Source organism: Micrococcus sp. HG099, assembly GCF_024723355.1.
In the GTDB taxonomy this organism is placed as follows: domain Bacteria; phylum Actinomycetota; class Actinomycetes; order Actinomycetales; family Micrococcaceae; genus Micrococcus; species Micrococcus endophyticus.
Window position 1 is genome coordinate 1 of record NZ_JANQCJ010000045.1, and the last position, 15,639, is coordinate 15,639.

16 protein-coding genes are annotated in these 15,639 nt (G+C 74.0%); all 16 read right to left on the reverse strand.

Going from position 1 to position 15,639, the window contains the following annotated elements; all coding sequences use genetic code 11:
* On the reverse strand, positions 1–460 hold a 460-nt coding region (locus tag NWP10_RS05745), incomplete at its 3' end, for a flavoprotein (RefSeq protein WP_309137703.1).
* A gap of 7 nt (positions 461–467) precedes the next feature.
* Positions 468–908, reverse strand: a complete 441-nt coding sequence (gene rpoZ, locus NWP10_RS12450) for a DNA-directed RNA polymerase subunit omega (RefSeq protein WP_017488914.1) — start codon at positions 906–908, stop codon at positions 468–470.
* A gap of 68 nt (positions 909–976) precedes the next feature.
* Positions 977–1,627, reverse strand: coding sequence for a guanylate kinase (gene gmk, locus NWP10_RS05755; protein ID WP_017488913.1), 651 nt, complete (start codon positions 1,625–1,627; stop codon positions 977–979).
* 72 nt (positions 1,628–1,699) lie between these two features.
* The gene (gene mihF, locus NWP10_RS05760) at positions 1,700–2,014 is read right to left on the reverse strand and encodes an integration host factor, actinobacterial type (RefSeq protein ID WP_258300185.1); all 315 of its coding nucleotides are present in this window, start codon (positions 2,012–2,014) and stop codon (positions 1,700–1,702) included.
* A gap of 137 nt (positions 2,015–2,151) precedes the next feature.
* Positions 2,152–2,973 (reverse strand): orotidine-5'-phosphate decarboxylase, encoded by an 822-nt coding sequence (pyrF, locus tag NWP10_RS05765; protein WP_158508211.1) that lies wholly within the window; start codon positions 2,971–2,973, stop codon positions 2,152–2,154.
* 50 nt (positions 2,974–3,023) lie between these two features.
* Positions 3,024–6,320, reverse strand: coding sequence for a carbamoyl-phosphate synthase large subunit (carB, locus tag NWP10_RS05770; RefSeq protein WP_258300186.1), 3,297 nt, complete (start codon positions 6,318–6,320; stop codon positions 3,024–3,026).
* Positions 6,321–6,323: 3 nt separating this feature from the next.
* A complete protein-coding gene (gene carA, locus NWP10_RS05775) occupies positions 6,324–7,511 on the reverse strand; it encodes a glutamine-hydrolyzing carbamoyl-phosphate synthase small subunit (RefSeq protein WP_258300187.1) in 1,188 nt (395 codons plus the stop codon).
* Complete coding sequence (locus NWP10_RS05780; RefSeq protein ID WP_258300188.1) at positions 7,508–8,137, reverse strand: hypothetical protein; 630 nt, start codon at positions 8,135–8,137, stop codon at positions 7,508–7,510. Before NWP10_RS05780 ends, carA begins: the two co-directional genes overlap by 4 nt.
* A complete protein-coding gene (locus NWP10_RS05785) occupies positions 8,134–9,513 on the reverse strand; it encodes a dihydroorotase (RefSeq protein WP_258300189.1) in 1,380 nt (459 codons plus the stop codon). The genes NWP10_RS05780 and NWP10_RS05785 overlap by 4 nt, the downstream gene beginning before the upstream one ends.
* Complete coding sequence (locus NWP10_RS05790; protein WP_017488906.1) at positions 9,510–10,493, reverse strand: aspartate carbamoyltransferase catalytic subunit; 984 nt, start codon at positions 10,491–10,493, stop codon at positions 9,510–9,512. Before NWP10_RS05790 ends, NWP10_RS05785 begins: the two co-directional genes overlap by 4 nt.
* Positions 10,494–10,497: 4 nt before the next feature.
* Positions 10,498–11,115, reverse strand: a complete 618-nt coding sequence (gene pyrR / locus NWP10_RS05795; protein ID WP_258300190.1) for a bifunctional pyr operon transcriptional regulator/uracil phosphoribosyltransferase PyrR — start codon at positions 11,113–11,115, stop codon at positions 10,498–10,500.
* Positions 11,116–11,306: 191 nt separating this feature from the next.
* Positions 11,307–11,759 (reverse strand): transcription antitermination factor NusB, encoded by a 453-nt coding sequence (gene nusB / locus NWP10_RS05800; protein WP_017488904.1) that lies wholly within the window; start codon positions 11,757–11,759, stop codon positions 11,307–11,309.
* Positions 11,752–12,315: an elongation factor P gene (gene efp, locus NWP10_RS05805; protein WP_026106924.1), complete on the reverse strand. Its 564-nt coding sequence runs from the start codon at positions 12,313–12,315 to the stop codon at positions 11,752–11,754. The genes nusB and efp overlap by 8 nt, the downstream gene beginning before the upstream one ends.
* A 118-nt stretch (positions 12,316–12,433) precedes the next feature.
* The gene (gene aroB / locus NWP10_RS05810; protein ID WP_258300191.1) at positions 12,434–13,609 is read right to left on the reverse strand and encodes a 3-dehydroquinate synthase; all 1,176 of its coding nucleotides are present in this window, start codon (positions 13,607–13,609) and stop codon (positions 12,434–12,436) included.
* Positions 13,606–14,232 carry a shikimate kinase gene (locus NWP10_RS05815; RefSeq protein WP_258300192.1) on the reverse strand — a complete coding sequence of 209 codons (627 nt, stop codon included), beginning with the start codon at positions 14,230–14,232 and terminating at the stop codon, positions 13,606–13,608. Before NWP10_RS05815 ends, aroB begins: the two co-directional genes overlap by 4 nt.
* Before the next feature lie 53 nt (positions 14,233–14,285).
* Positions 14,286–15,521, reverse strand: coding sequence for a chorismate synthase (aroC, locus tag NWP10_RS05820; protein WP_258300193.1), 1,236 nt, complete (start codon positions 15,519–15,521; stop codon positions 14,286–14,288).
* Positions 15,522–15,639: the final 118 nt, after the last annotated feature.

The window sequence follows — 15,639 nt, forward strand, 5'->3', positions numbered from 1 at the left end:
AGTCGGCGCCGGTCAGCCGCCCCACGGCGGGCTCCACGACGGTGACCCCGCGCTCGCGCATCAGGGCGACGTTGGCGACCGTGGCGGGATGGTGCCACATCTCGGTGTGCATGGCCGGTGCCAGGACCACGGGGCACGTGGCGGTCAGCAGCACGTTGCCGAGCAGGTCCGGGGCCATGCCCGCGGCCGTGCGGGCGAGCAGGTCGGCGGTGGCCGGGGCGACGACCACAAGGTCGGCCTGCCGGCCCAGGCGGACGTGGTTGACCTCGTCGACGGCCTCGAAGGTGCCCGTGCGCACGGGCCGGCCGGACAGCGCCTCCCACGTCGCCGTGCCCACGAACTCGAGGGCGTTGGCGGTGGGGACCACCGTCACGCCGTGACCGACCTCGGTCATCAGGCGCAGCAGCACGGCGGCCTTGTAGGCCGCGATGCCGCCGCCGACGCCGAGGACGATCTCCATGGCGGGATCAGGCCTCCGGGGCGTCCTCGGAGGTGCCCTCCTCGGCGCGCACGACCTCGGCGGCCTCCTCGATGGCCTCGGGGTCGCCGACCGGCTGGCCGGCGTCGGAGGGCTCAAGCGTGGCGAACGGGTCGTCCTCGCCCGGCAGGGAGAAGTCGCCGAAGTCCTCGGCGGCCAGGTCGGCCTCCGGGGTGGCCTCCACGGCCTCGTGGGACTCGAGCAGGTCCGTCTCGATCTCGCGCAGGGCGATGGACAGCGGCTTCTCGTTGAGCTGGGTGTCCACGAGCGGGCCGACGTACTCGAACAGGCCCTCGTGGAGCTGTGAGTAGTAGGCGTTGATCTGACGGGCCCGCTTGGCGGCGAAGAGCACCAGGGCGTACTTCGAGTCGACCCGCTCCAGCAGGGAGTCGATGGGCGGGTTGACGATGCCGTCGTACTGTTCGGTCACGGGTGTCTCCAAAGTCTTCGTCTCACTGTCTCGTCGGTGCCGGGTGCGGCACCGGATCCGGCCGGTCCTCAGGCCTCGGGCGAGCTGTGCTCGGGGTCCAGCCCCATGAGCCTCACCAGCTCCTCGGCGGCCCGCTCCACGCGGTCGTTCACGACGACGGCGTCGAACTCGGGTTCCGCGGCGAGCTCCAGTCTAGCCGTATCGAGGCGACGGCGCTGTTCCTCCGGCCCCTCCGTGCCGCGTCCGACCAGCCGGGAGACCAGCTCCTCCCAGCTCGGCGGGGCCAGGAACACGAAGGTCGCCTCCGGCAGCGACTCGCGCACCTGGCGGGCGCCCTGCAGGTCGATCTCCAGCAGCACGTGCCGGCCCTGGGCCACGGCCTCCATGACCCGGTCCCGGCGCGTGCCGTACCGGTTCACCCCGTGCACCACGGCCCACTCGAGCATCTCGTCCGCCGCCACGAGGGAGTCGAACTCCTCGGGGGTGGTGAAGTAGTAGTGGACGCCGTCCTCCTCCCCCGGCCGGGCCGGCCGGGTGGTGGCGGAGACGGAGAGCCAGGCCTGCGGGTAGTGCTCGCGCACGTAGGCCGAGACGGTCCCCTTGCCGACCGCGGTGGGTCCGGCGAGCACCGTGACGCCGGGGCCGGGGCGGCGCTCCTGGGCGGCGGTGCGGGCCACGGGGACGGCCGGGGCGGGGCCGTGGTCGAACGCGTCGGTCACGCTTCCTCCTGCTGGGACGGGCACGGTCCGCCCCTCAGCGGGGACGGCGCGGACCCGCCGGGGCGGGGCGGGTCACCGGCCAATATAGGCGATCAGCGCCTCGCGCTGACGACGGCCGAGGCCGCGGAGCCGGCGGCGGGGCGAGATCCCGCAGCCGGCCATGGCCGCGCGGGCGCGCACCTCGCCGACGCCGGGCAGCGCCTGCAGCAGGTCCACCGTGCGCAGGCGGCCGATGGCGTCCTCGGCGTCCGCGCGGGAGAAGACCTCGGCGAGGGACACCTGTCCGGCGGCGAAGTCCGCCTTCAGCGCGGCGCGCTCCTGACGGGCCGCGAGTGCCTTCGAGCGGGCCTCCGCCCGCTCCTCCACGCTCAGCTGTCGCAACGCCATGTCCGTGCCCTCATGTCACTCGTCCTTCAACCTGCCCGACCGATCCGTTCCAGATTCAACGAATCCTTTCGGGGCCGATTGGAAAGGAAAATACCATCCCCACCGGCGGGGCGGGAAACGACGTCGCGCGCCCCCCGTCAGCCCAGGTCAGCCCTGTCGCGCTCGATGCGCTCCACGAGCCCCGCCACCGTGGGCCCGCCGGCGAGGATGCCCCGGGAGGAGGTGGCCAGCACCTGGGGCCAGGCCCGTCCGAACCCCTCCCGCATGCCGGCCGCCGTCGCGCCCTGGGCCCCGAAGCCGGGGGCCAGCAGGGGCCCGGCGAGACCGGGCAGGTCCAGGCCGAGCCGCTCCGCGTCCTCGGCCACCGTGGCGCCGAGCACCAGGCCCACCGGGCCCCAGTCGTCCTCGGCGCGCAGCGCGGCGTTGAGGTCCGCGGCCGCGGCGGCGATCCGCCGGGCCACCGCGCCCTCGCCCGCGCCCCGGCCCACGTGCTGGACCTCGCGCCCCTCCGGGTTGGAGGTGAGCGCGAGGACGAACACGCCGCGGCCGGCCGCGTGGGCCGCCTCGATCGTTGGCACCAGGGTGCCGAAGCCGAGGTACGGGCTGAGGGTGACGGCGTCGGCCGCCAGGGGCGAGGCGTCCGAGGTCCACGCGGCGGCGTAGCCGTCCATCGTGGAGCCGATGTCCCCGCGCTTGGCGTCGGCGATCGTCAGCACGCCCGCGTCCCGCGCCTCGGCGAGGAGGCGCTCCAGGGCCGCGAGCCCGGCCGAGCCGTGCCGCTCGTAGAGCGCCACCTGCGGCTTGATCGCGGCCACCCGGGGACCGTCGGGCCCCACGGCGGCCTCGAGACCGGTCAGGGAGAACGCCTCGAGGCCGGCCGGGGTGTCCGGCAGCCCCCACTGCCGCAGCAGGGACGGGTGCGGGTCCACGCCGAGGCACAGCGGCCCCGCCTGGGCCATCGCCGACCTCAGCCGGCGGCCGAAGGGCGCCCGAGCCGGGGCCGCCGCGCTCACGCCGAGGCCTCGACGGCCTGCTGCAGCCGCGCGTCGTGCTCCTGGAGGGAGGTGACGGACCACTCGTAGGCGCGCATGGCCTCGATCGCCTGCAGGCAGGCGCCGAACTCGGCGGTGGTGGTGATCACCGGCACGCCCAGGGAGGTGGCCGCCGCACGGATCTCGTAGCCGTCCGTGCGGGCGTCGCCGCCCGAGGGGGTATTCAGCACGAGGTCCACGGTGCCGGCGTGCAGCTGCTCGAGCACGGTGCCGGCGCCGTCCTCTCCCCCGGCCTCGGCGATCTTCGCGACCGTCTCGGCCGGGATGCCGTTGCGGCGCAGCACCTCCGCGGTGCCGCCCGTGGAGACGATCTGGAAGCCCAGGTCCACGAGGCGCTTGGCCTGGCCCACGAGGGTGCGCTTGTCCCGGTTGGCCACCGAGACGAACACGCGGCCCGAGGTGGGCAGCGGACCGCCGGCGGCGGCCTGGGACTTCGCGAAGGCCGTGTCGTAGTGCCGATCGATGCCCATGACCTCGCCGGTGGAGCGCATCTCCGGGCCCAGCAGCGAGTCCACGACGCGGCCCTCGGCGGTGCGGAACCGGGTGAAGGGCAGCACGGCCTCCTTGACCGCCACGGGGGCGCCGAGCGGCAGGGTGGCGCCGTCGTAGGCCGTGGGCAGCACGCCCTCGGCCTGCAGGTCCGCGATGGACTTCCCGACGCCGATCATCGCCGCCGCCTTGGCCAGCTGCACGCCGGTGGCCTTGGAGACGAACGGCACCGTGCGGGAGGCGCGCGGGTTGGCCTCGATCACGTACAGCACATCCGAGGCGAGGGCGAACTGGATGTTGATCAGGCCGCGCACGCCGACGCCGGCGGCGATCTGCTCGGTGGCGCGGTGCACGCGCTCGAGCACGTCCGGGCCGAGGGTGACCGGGGGCAGCACGCACGCCGAGTCGCCGGAGTGGATGCCGGCCTCCTCGATGTGCTCCATCACGCCGCCGAGGTACATGTGCTCGCCGTCGTAGAGGGCGTCCACGTCGATCTCGATGGCGTCCTCGAGGAAGCGGTCCACGAGCATCGGCTGGTCCGGGGTGATCTCCGTGGCGTGCTCCACGTACTGGGCCAGCGCCTCCTCGGAGTAGACGATCTCCATGCCGCGGCCGCCGAGCACGTACGAGGGGCGCACGAGCACGGGGTAGCCGATCTCGTCCGCCACGCGCTTGGCGTCCTCGAAGGAGACGGCGGTGCCGTTCTTCGGGGCCACGAGGCCGGCGCGGTCGAGCACGCGGGCGAACTCACCGCGGTGCTCGGCCAGGTCGATGGCCTCCGGGGAGGTGCCCAGGATCGGCACGCCCGCGTCGGCCAGCTGCTGGGCCAGCTTCAGCGGGGTCTGGCCGCCGAGCTGCACGTAGACGCCGAGCACGCCGCCGGAGGCCTCCTCCGCCGCGATGACCTCGAGAACGTCCTCGAGGGTGAGCGGCTCGAAGTAGAGGCGGTCCGAGATGTCGTAGTCGGTGGAGACCGTCTCCGGGTTGCAGTTGACCATGACGGTCTCGTAGCCGGCCTCGCGCAGCGCCATGGTGGCGTGGACGCACGAGTAGTCGAACTCGATGCCCTGGCCGATGCGGTTGGGGCCGGAGCCGAGGATGATCACCGAGCGGCCCTCGTGCGGGGCCACCTCCGTCTCCAGGTCGTAGCTGGAGTAGCGGTAGGGGGTGAACGCCTCGAACTCGGCGGCGCAGGTGTCCACGGTCTTGTACACGGGGCGCACGCCCAGGGCGTGGCGCACGCCGCGCACGACGTCCGCGCCCATGTGGCGCAGCGAGCCGATCTGGGCGTCCGAGAAGCCGTGGCGCTTGGCGTGGCGCAGGAGGGACGCGTCGAGGACCTCGGCGTCGCGGATCTGGTCGGCGACCTCGTTGATCAGCACGAACTGGTCCAGGAACCAGGGGTCGATCGCGGTGGCCTCGAAGGCCTCCTCGATCGTGGCGCCGGCGTACAGGGCCTGCTGGGTCTGGGCGAGGCGGTCGGTGGTGGCGGTGCGCGCACGCCGCAGCAGCTCGCGCGGGTCCGCGTCCTGCGGGAACGCCAGCTCGGAGCCCTTCTGCTCGAGCGAGCGCAGCGCCTTCTGCAGCGCCTCGGTGAAGTTGCGGCCGATCGCCATGGCCTCGCCCACCGACTTCATGGTGGTGGTGAGCGTGGGGTCGGCGGCCGGGAACTTCTCGAACGCGAAGCGCGGGACCTTCACCACCACGTAGTCGAGGACGGGCTCGAAGGAGGCCGGCGTCTTCTGCGTGATGTCGTTGGGGATCTCGTCCATCGTGTAGCCGAGGGCCAGCTTGGTGGCGATCTTGGCGATCGCGAAGCCGGTGGCCTTCGAGGCCAGGGCCGAGGAGCGCGAGACGCGCGGGTTCATCTCGATGACGACGACGCGGCCGTCCGCGGGGTTCACCGCGAACTGAATGTTGCAGCCGCCGGTGTCCACGCCGACCTCGCGGATGACGTTGATCGAGATGTCGCGCAGCTTCTGGTACTCGCGGTCGGTCAGCGTCATGGCCGGGGCCACGGTGATGGAGTCTCCGGTGTGCACGCCCACGGGGTCCACGTTCTCGATGGAGCAGACGACCACGACGTTGTCGTTCTTGTCGCGCATCATCTCCAGCTCGTACTCCTTCCAGCCGAGGATGGACTCCTCGAGCAGGACCTCGGAGGTCGGGCTGTACTGCAGGCCGGCGCCGCAGATGCGGTGCAGGTCGGCCTCGTCGTAGGCCATGCCGGAGCCGAGGCCGCCCATCGTGAACGAGGGGCGCACCACGACGGGGTACTTCAGGTCCTCGACGGCGGCGAGGGCCTCCTCCATGGTGTGCACGATGTGGGAGCGGGCGGACTCGCCGCCGGCGCGCTCCACGACGCCCTTGAACAGCTCCCGGTTCTCGCCGAGCTCGATGGCCTCGATGTTCGCGCCGATCAGCTCGACGCCGAAGCGCTCGAGCACGCCGTCCTTGTCCAGGGCGATGGCGGTGTTCAGCGCGGTCTGCCCGCCGAGGGTGGGCAGCAGGGCGTCGGGGCGCTCCTTCTCGATGATCTTGGCGACCACGGCGGGGGTGATGGGCTCGACGTAGGTGGCGTCGGCCAGCTCCGGGTCGGTCATGATCGTGGCCGGGTTGGAGTTGACGAGGACGACGCGGACGCCCTCCTCCTTGAGCACGCGGATGGCCTGCGTGCCGGAGTAGTCGAACTCGGCGGCCTGCCCGATCACGATGGGGCCGGAGCCGATGACCAGGACGGACTTCAGGTCGGTGCGCTTGGGCATGGATCAGGCTCCTTCGGTGGCGGCGGGGGCGGTGGCGGCGCGGTGCTCGGTGAGCACCCGCACGAAGCGGTCGAACAGGTCCAGCGTGTCGTTGGGCCCGGCGGCGGACTCGGGGTGGAACTGGACGGAGAAGGCGGGGCGGTCCAGCAGGCGCAGGCCCTCGACCACCTGGTCGTTCAGCGACCAGTGCGAAACCTCCACCCGGCCGTAGCGGGACTCGGGCGCCTCGACGGGCTCCCCGAGGGGCGCGTCCACCGCGAAGCCGTGGTTCTGGGAGGTGATGGCCACGCGGCCGGTGGCCCTGTCCATCACCGGCTGGTTCGGGCCGCGGTGGCCGAACTTGAGCTTGTAGGTGTCGAAGCCGAGGGCGCGGCCGAAGATCTGGTTGCCGAAGCAGATGCCGAAGAACGGCAGGCCGGCGTCGAGCACCCCGCGCAGCAGCGCCACCTGGGCGTCCGCGGTGGCGGGGTCGCCGGGGCCGTTGGAGAGGAACACGCCGTCCGGGCTCACCGCGCGGATCTCCTCGAGGCCGGCGGTGGCGGGCAGCACGTGCACGCGGATGCCGCGGGAGGCGAGGTGGCGCGGGGTCGCGGCCTTGATGCCGAGGTCCAGGGCGGCGATCTCGGCGAGGGGCTCGCCCTCCCAGCCGTGGGCGGCCGGCTCGATCACGTAGGGCTGCTCGGTGGTGACCGTCTCGGCCAGGCGGGCGCCGGCCATGGACGGCTGCTCGCGGACCTCGGCCAGCAGCTCGGCCTCCGGGCGCCCTGCGTGCTCGCCGGAGAACACGCCGGCGCGCATGGAGCCCTCGGTGCGCAGGCGGCGGGTGATCGCGCGGGTGTCCACCTCGCGGATCCCGACGACGCCGAACGCCTCGAGCTCCTCGTCGAGCGTGCGCTCGGCGCGCCAGTTCGAGGGCCGGCGGGCGGCGTCGCGGACCACGTAGCCCGCGGCGAAGATCGCCCGGGACTCCCGGTCCGTGTCGTTGACGCCGGTGTTGCCGATGTGCGGGGAGGTCTGCACGATGATCTGCCCCGCGTAGGAGGGATCCGTGAGGGTCTCCTGGTAGCCGGTCATGCCCGTGGTGAACACGGCCTCGCCGAGGGTGCGGCCGCGGGCCCCGTAGGCGCGGCCGCGGTGCACGGTGCCGTCCTCGAGGACGAGCAGGGCGAGGTCGTCGGTGGGGGTGCTCATCGGAGGTCTCCTTCTCCAGCGCGGCCGGCCGAGCGGGCCGGTGCGGGGTCGATCAGGGTCTGCAGGGCGGCGAGGAGGCGGTCGCGGTCCTCGGCGCGGTCGGGGCGGAAGGCGGAGGTCAGCTCGGCGTCGCCGAGGCGCCAGCCCCAGGCGACGAGCCCGCCGGGCTCCACGAACTTCCCGGCGATGCCGGCGGACAGCCCGGCCTCCAGGAGGTCGGCCGCCGGGATGTACAGGTTGGCGACGTCGGGGCGCAGCACGAGCAGGCCGCGGTGCTCGCCGGCGTCGTGCACCTCGAGCACCGCGTGCGAGCGCAGGCCGAGCTGGTGCACGGCCACGCGGTCCAGGCGGTGCTCGCCGCGGACGGTGCCCACGTGCATGCCGGAGGCGGACGCGGTCGGCTCCTGCTCGTAGAGCGCGGCGGGCACGGCGGCGGGTGCGGGGATGTCGGCCTGGGAGCGGCGGCGGGCGCGCCAGCCGAGGGCGAACAGGCCCACGAGCACGAGGATCACGGCGAGGGTGCCGAGGGTGATCGGCAGCCACACGTCCGAGTAGTCCTTGCCGGGCGTCTGTGGGGCGACGGGGCGGGAGGCCAGGGTCGCCGCCGCGAGGGCGAGCGCGTTCACGCCCGGCCCCCCGCCTCGGCCACGGCCGGGTGGCGGTACGGCTGCGCCGGCGCACCGTCGGCCACCACGCGGGCGCCGCGGTAGACGGTGTGCCGGACCGCGCCGGGCAGCTCCATGCCCCGGTACGGGCTGTTGCGGGACTTCGTGAGGTGCTGCTCCGGGTCCACCGTGCGGCGGGCCTCGGGGTCGACGAGCACGAGGTTGGCCACGGCGCCGACGCGCGGCACGCCGCGCTCATCCGCCTGGCCCTGGTCCTCCAGGCCGGCGATGCGGGCGGGGGTCACGGACATCACGCGGGCGACGCCGGCCCAGTCCATCAGGCCGGTGTCCACCATGGCGTGCTGGACGACGGACAGGGCGGTCTCCAACCCGGTCATGCCCATGGCGGCCACGGTCCACTCGCATTGCTTGGTCTCGGCGGTGTGGGGCGCGTGGTCGGTGCCCACGGTGTCGATGGTGCCGTCCGCGAGGGCCTCGCGCAGGGCCATGACGTCGGACTCGCGGCGCAGGGGCGGGTTGACCTTGAACACCGGGTCGTAGGAGCGCACGAGCTCCTCGGTGAGCAGCAGGTGGTGCGGGGTGACCTCGGCGGTGACGCGCACGCCCTGCTCCTTGGCCCAGCGGATGAGGCGGACCGAGCCGGCGGTGGAGACGTGGCAGACGTGCAGCTGCGAGTCCACGTGCTGGGCGAGCAGCACGTCGCGGGCGATGATGGCCTCCTCGGCCACGGCGGGCCAGCCGGCCAGGCCGAGCACGCCCGAGAGCTCGGACTCGTTCATCTGGGCGCCGGCGGTGAGCTCGGGTTCCTGCGCGTGCTGGGCCACGAAGCCGCCGAAGGACTTCACGTACTCGAGGGCGCGGCGCATCAGCACGGCGTCGTGGACGCACATGCCGTCGTCGGAGAACATCCGCACCCGGGCCTGGGAGTCGGCCATGGCGCCGAGGTCGGCCAGGGCCTCCCCGGCCAGGCCGACGGTCACGGCGCCCACGGGGTGCACGTCGCACCAGCCGGCGTCGCGGCCCAGACGCCAGACCTGCTCGACGACGCCCGCGGTGTCCGCCGTGGGCGTGGAGTTGGCCATGGCGTGCACCGAGGTGAACCCGCCCACGGCGGCGGCACGGGTGCCGGTCTCCACCGTCTCCGCGTCCTCCTTGCCGGGCTGGCGCAGGTGGGTGTGCAGGTCCACGAGGCCGGGCAGCAGCACCAGGCCGGCGCAGTCGACCTCCTCGGGGGCCGGGTCCAGGCCGGCCGCCTGCGCCGCGGCGTCCGCGCCGAGGGCGGCGATCCGGCCCTCGGCCACGAGCACGTCGGCGGTCTCGCCCGTGGTCAGGCGCGCGCCGCGCAGCAGCAGGGGGGCGGGGGTGGGGGCGCTCACGGGCGGACCTCCTGGTCGTGGTTGAGGACGAGGTGCAGCACGGCCATGCGCACGGACACGCCGTTCGCGACCTGTTCGAGGGCGGTGTTGCGGGGCGAGTCCGCGGCGGCCGGGCTGATCTCCAGGCCGCGGTTCATGGGGCCGGGATGCATGACGACGGGCTCGGGCAGCAGCGCGCCGGAGCCGGCGGTGAGGCGGGCGAACCGCTCGTCCGTCAGGCCCCAGGTGCGGGTGTACTCGCCGGCGGAGGGGAAGAAGGCCCCGCCCATGCGCTCGGCCTGCACGCGCAGCATCATCACGGCGTCCGGGCGGGCGTCGAGGGCCTCGTCCAGCGAGTAGGTGACTTCGCACGGCCAGGCGGAGACCCCGACGGGCAGCAGGGTGGGCGGCGCCGCGAGGGTGACCTTGGCGCCGAGGGTGGCCAGCAGCCACACGTTGGAGCGGGCCACGCGCGAGTGCAGGATGTCCCCCACGATCACCACGTGCATGCCGGCCAGGTCCCGGCCCACGAGGTCCTCGCCGGTGGCGGCCGCGAGGCGGCGGCGCAGGGTGAAGGCGTCGAGCAGGGCCTGCGTGGGGTGCTCGTGGGTGCCGTCGCCGGCGTTGACGACGGCGGAGCGCACCCAGCCGGAGTCCGCCAGCTGGCGGGCGGCCCCGGAGGACCAGTGGCGCATCACGATGGCGTCCGCGCCGATGGCCTCGAGGGTCTGCACGGTGTCCTTGAGCGACTCGCCCTTGGACACGGAGGAGCCCTTGGCGGAGAAGTTGATGACGTCCGCGGACAGGCGCTTGGCGGCGGCCTCGAAGGAGATGCGGGTGCGGGTGGAGTCCTCGAAGAAGAGGTTCACCACGGTGCGGCCGCGCAGGGCGGGCAGCTTCTTGACCTCGCGGCGGTTGACGGCGTCCATCTCCTCGGCCGTGTCCAGCACGGCGAGGGCGTCGGCCCGGGACAGTCCGGCGGTGGAGAGCAGGTGGCGCACGGTCTCAGGCCTCCCGCTGCTCGGGCCGGTCGGCCTGGTCGGCGATGCTCACCGCGTCCTCGGACACCTCGCCGGTGCCCTCGGGGCCGTCCACCTCCACGAGGCGCACCTGGACGCGCTCGGCGGTGGAGGTGGGCAGGTTCTTGCCCACGAAGTCGGCGCGCACGGGCAGCTCGCGGTGGCCGCGGTCCACGAGGACCGCCAGGCGCACGGCGGCGGGGCGGCCGAGGTCGGAGATGGCGTCGAGGGCGGCGCGCACGGTGCGGCCGGAAAAGAGGACGTCGTCTACGAGGACCACCACGGCGCCGTCGAGCGGGACGGCGGGCAGGCGGGTGGGCATGGGGGTGCGGGCGGCGCTGCGGCGCAGGTCGTCCCGGTACAGGGTGACGTCGACCTCGCCGACGGCGGCCTCCGGGTCGAAGGCGGGCTCGATGCGGGCCAGCAGCGCGCCGAGGCGGCGCGCGAGGGGGGCGCCGCGGCGCGGGATCCCCATCAGCACGAGGCCCTCGGCGCCCTTGTTGGACTCGAGGATCTCGTGGGCGATCCGGGTCAGCGCCCGGTCGATCTCGGACGCGGACAGGACGGTTCGGGCAGCACGAGGTGCGGCGGGGTCTGCTCCCATGCCGGCGCCTCCTTCCCCGCCTCACAGGACGGCTCTTAAAGGATGCGTGGTCTGGCCCCGACGGGCCCGTGGCGGGCCGGTCCGGACGCGCTCGACTCTACCAGCGAGGCCCGTCCCGGGACGCGGATGACGCGTCGGGACGGGCCTCGTGACGAAGGTCTCGTGCGGCTCGTGCGGGGGGCGGTCCCGCCTCAGGCGAGCAGGGTCGGCTTGACCTGCTGCAGGCGGCCGAGGAGGCCGTTGACGAACTCCGGGGAGTCGTCCGTGGAGAGCTGCGCGGCCAGAGCCACGGCCTCCGAGACGGCGACGGCGTCCGGGACGTCGTCCTGGAACAGCAGCTCCCACGCGCCCACGCGCAGGATCGCGCGGTCCACGGCGGGCATGCGGTCCAGGGACCAGCCGCGGGAGTAGGAGCTCAGGGCCTCGTCGAGACGCTCCTGGTCCGCGATGACGCCCTCCACGAGGCGCTGGGTGTAGGCGTTGACCTGCAGGTCGGTGCTCTCCCGGCGGGTGCGGATGCCCTCGGCGACCGTGGCCCCGCGCTGCTCCGCCTCGAAGAGGATCTCCACCGCACGCTGCCGGGAGCGGCTGCGCGCCGTGGTCCCCCGCTTGGCACCGGAGGCGGCGGAGGCCGGCTCAGTCATTGACGCGGCCGAGGTAGTCGCCGGTGCGGGTGTCCACCTTGACGCGGGTGCCCTGCTCCACGAACAGCGGCACCTGGATCTCGGCGCCGGTCTCCACGGTGGCGGGCTTGGTGCCGGCGGAGGAGCGGTCACCCTGCAGGCCCGGCTCGGTGTAGGTGATCTCCAGGACCACGGAGGCCGGCATCTCGAGGTACAGCGGGGTGCCCTCGTTGAGCGCGATGACCACCTGGGTGTTCTCGAGCATGTACTTGGCGGCGTCGCCCACGACGGACTCCGAGACCGTGATCTGGTCGTAGTCCTTGACGTCCATGAACACGTAGTCCGAGCCGTCCTGGTACAGGTACTGGTAGTCGGAGCGGTCCACGGTGGCGAACTCCACCTTGGCGCCGGCGTTGAAGGTCTTGTCCACGACCTTGCCGGTGGTGATGTTCTTCATCTTGGTGCGGACGAATGCGCCGCCCTTGCCCGGCTTGACGTGCTGGAACTCGATGACGTTCCAGAGCTGGCCCTCCAGCTTGAGGACGGCGCCGTTCTTGATGTCGTTGCTCGTTGCCACGTATGTGCTCCCGATCGGTGTCGCGGACCGTCACGGGTCCGCCGTCAGTGGTGGGGTCTTGAGGTGCGCGGGCCAGTCTACTTCGCGGCCGGCCGCGCGGTCCGCGCTCAGCGCGGGCTCACTCGGCGATCTCCTGGTACGCCGCGAAGAGCAGGGAGGGGTCCGGGATGTCCACGGTGGACGGCTGCGCGAGCCCGTCCAGCAGGACGAAGCGCAGCTGGTCGCCGCGGTTCTTCTTGTCCCGGCGGATCCCCTCGAGGAGGGTCTGCCAGCGGTCGCCCCGGTAGGAGACGGGCAGGCCGAGGGCGGTCAGCACGGACCAGTGGCGGTCCGCGGTGGCGTCGTCGAGCCGGCCCAGCGAGCGGGCGAGCTCGGCCGCGAAGACCAGGCCCACGGACACGGCGGCGCCGTGACGCCACTGGTAGCGCTCGGCCAGCTCGATCGCGTGGCCCATGGTGTGGCCGTAGTTCAGGGCCTCCCGCTCCCCCGATTCCCGCAGGTCGCGGGAGACGATGTCCGCCTTCACGCGGATGGAGCGCTCGATCAGCTCGCGCAGGCGGGCCGAGTGGGGGTTCTGGGACTGGGCCGGGTCCTGCTCGATGAGGTCGAGGATGGCCGGGTCCGCGATGAAGCCGCACTTGACGACCTCGGCGAGGCCGGAGATCAGCTCGTTGGCGGGCAGGGTCAGCAGCGTGTCCAGGTCGGCCAGCACGCCGGCCGGCGGGTGGAACGCGCCCACGAGGTTCTTGCCCTCGGAGGTGTTGATGCCGGTCTTGCCGCCCACGGCGGCGTCCACCATGCCCAGCAGCGTGGTGGGCATGTGCACCACGCGCACGCCGCGCAGCCACGTGGCGGCCACGAAGCCGGCCAGGTCGGAGACGGCGCCGCCGCCCACGGAGACCACGGCGTCCGAGCGGGTGAAGTCGTTCTGGCCCAGAACCTGCCAGCAGAAGCCGGCGACCTGGAGGTGCTTGCCCTCCTCGGCGTCCGGGATCTCGGCGGTCAGGGCGGTGAGGCCCACGGCCTCGAGGTCGTTCTTCACCACGTCGCCGGTCGCGCGCAGGGCGCGGGGGTGGATGACGAGCACCCGCTGCACGCCGGGGCCGAGCATCTCGGGCAGGCGGGCCAGCAGGCCGCGGCCCACCACCACGTCGTAGCCGCCGCGGGCGGCGGCCTCCTGTCCCCCGGAGACGGGGATGACGGTCACGTCCTCCTGCCCCGCCGTGGCGGGCTCGGCCGCGGGCGGCTCCCCCGGGATCTCGGGCTCGGCGGGGTCCGGATGACGGTCCGTCATGGGTGTGACTCACTCCTTCGGGGGCGGTGGACGCCCTCCACGATACGCCAGGCGGCCTCGGCGGCCGTCAGCCCTGTGGTGTCCACCACGAGGTCGGCGACCTCGCGGTAGAACGGCTCGCGCTCGGCGAGGATGCGGCGCCACGTGCCCGCCGGGTCCCCGGCCAGCACGGGCCGGCCGGCGCCGCCGCCCACGCGGCGCAGCGCCTCCGCCTCGTCCACCGCCAGGTGCACGACGTCGGAGCCCGGACCGCGCAGGGCGCGCCGGGTGGCCGGGTGCAGCACGGCGCCGCCGCCGCACGAGAGCACGCAGGGGCTCGGCCGGCCGAGCACGTGGGCGATCACGCGGGCCTCCTCCTCGCGGAAGGCGGCCTCGCCGCGGGCCGCGAAGAACTCGGGGATGGGGCCGTGCACCTGCACGAACAGCTCGTCGGCGTCCACGAAGGGCAGGCCCGTGGTCGCGGCCAGGGCCCGGCCGACGGTCGTCTTGCCGGCACCCATGGGCCCCACGAGGACGACGCGGCGCGCGGGCGCCCCGTCCGCCGCCGCGGCCGCGGTGGCCAGGCGCGCCTCGAGGGCGCCCGTCATGGCCTCCCACGCGCACAGGGACACGGGCCCGGGCACGGGCCGCGCGGCCTCCTCCGGGCCCGGGACCGGCCCGGGACCGGATGCGTCGCTCACGGCAGCGGGTCCCCCATGTGGCCCGAGGCGTCGGCGTCGGCCGAGGGCTCGGGCAGGGCGGGCACCGCGGCCTGGAAGGCGTCCATGTTCCGGCGCGTCTCGGCCACCGAGTCGCCCCCGAACTTCTCCAGCACGGCATCCGCCAGGACCAGGGCCACCATGGCCTCGGCGACGATGCCCGCGGCAGGCACGGCCGCGACGTCGGAGCGCTGGTGGTGCGCGGTGGTCTCGGCGCCGGTGGCCACGTCCACCGTGGGCAGGGCCCGCGGCACGGTCGCGATCGGCTTCATGGCGGCGCTGACCCGCAGCACCTCGCCCGTGGACATGCCCGCCTCGATGCCGCCGGCCCGGTCGCTCGTGCGCCGCGGGCGGCCGCCCTCGCCGCGGACGATGCCGTCGTGGGCGGCCGAGCCCCGGCGGGCCGCCGTCGCGAACCCGTCGCCCACCTGCACGCCCTTGATGGCCTGGATGCCCATGAGCGCGCCGGCCAGGCGCGCGTCCAGGCGCCGGTCCCAGTGCACGTGAGAGCCCAGGCCGATCGGCACCCCGTAGACGAGCACCTCCACGACGCCACCGAGGGTCTCCCCGGCCTTGTGGGCGTCGTCGACCTCGGCGACCATCGCCGCGGAGGTCTCCGGGTCCAGGCAGCGCACGGGGTCCGCGTCGAGCCGGTCCTGGTCCTCGGGGAGCGGGAAGGGATGGCCCTCGGGCAGGGCCGCCTCGCCGAACGCGGTGGTGTGGGAGACGATCCGCACGCCCAGCTGAGCCAGGAACGCGCGGGCCACCGTGCCCAGGGCCACGCGGGCGGCGGTCTCGCGGGCGGAGGCGCGCTCGAGCAGCGGCCGGGCGTCGTCGAAGCCGTACTTCTGCATGCCGGTGAGGTCCGCGTGGCCGGGGCGGGGGCGGGTGAGGGCGGCGTTGCGCGCCAGGCCCTCGAGCTCCTCGGCCGGCACCGGGTCCGCGGCCATGACCTTCTCCCACTTGGGCCACTCGGTGTTGCCCACCTGGATGGCCACCGGAGAGCCCAGGGTCAGACCGTGGCGGACGCCGCCGAGGATCGTCACCGCGTCCTGCTCGAACTTCATCCGGGCACCGCGGCCGTAGCCCAGGCGGCGGCGCGCGAGCGCGTCCTGCACGTCCTGCGTCGTGACCGGGATCCCGGCCGGCAGTCCCTCGACGATTCCTGTGAGCGCGGGGCCGTGAGACTCCCCCGCTGTCAACCAGCGCACCATGGCGTGCAGTCTCTCACGCGCCCCGCCCGCGCCCGCGCCGTGTGACCGGCCGGGACGCGCCGGGGGCGGCTCAGCCCGCCGCCGGTCCGAGCGCCCGGGCGGCGGCGCGGGTCACGGC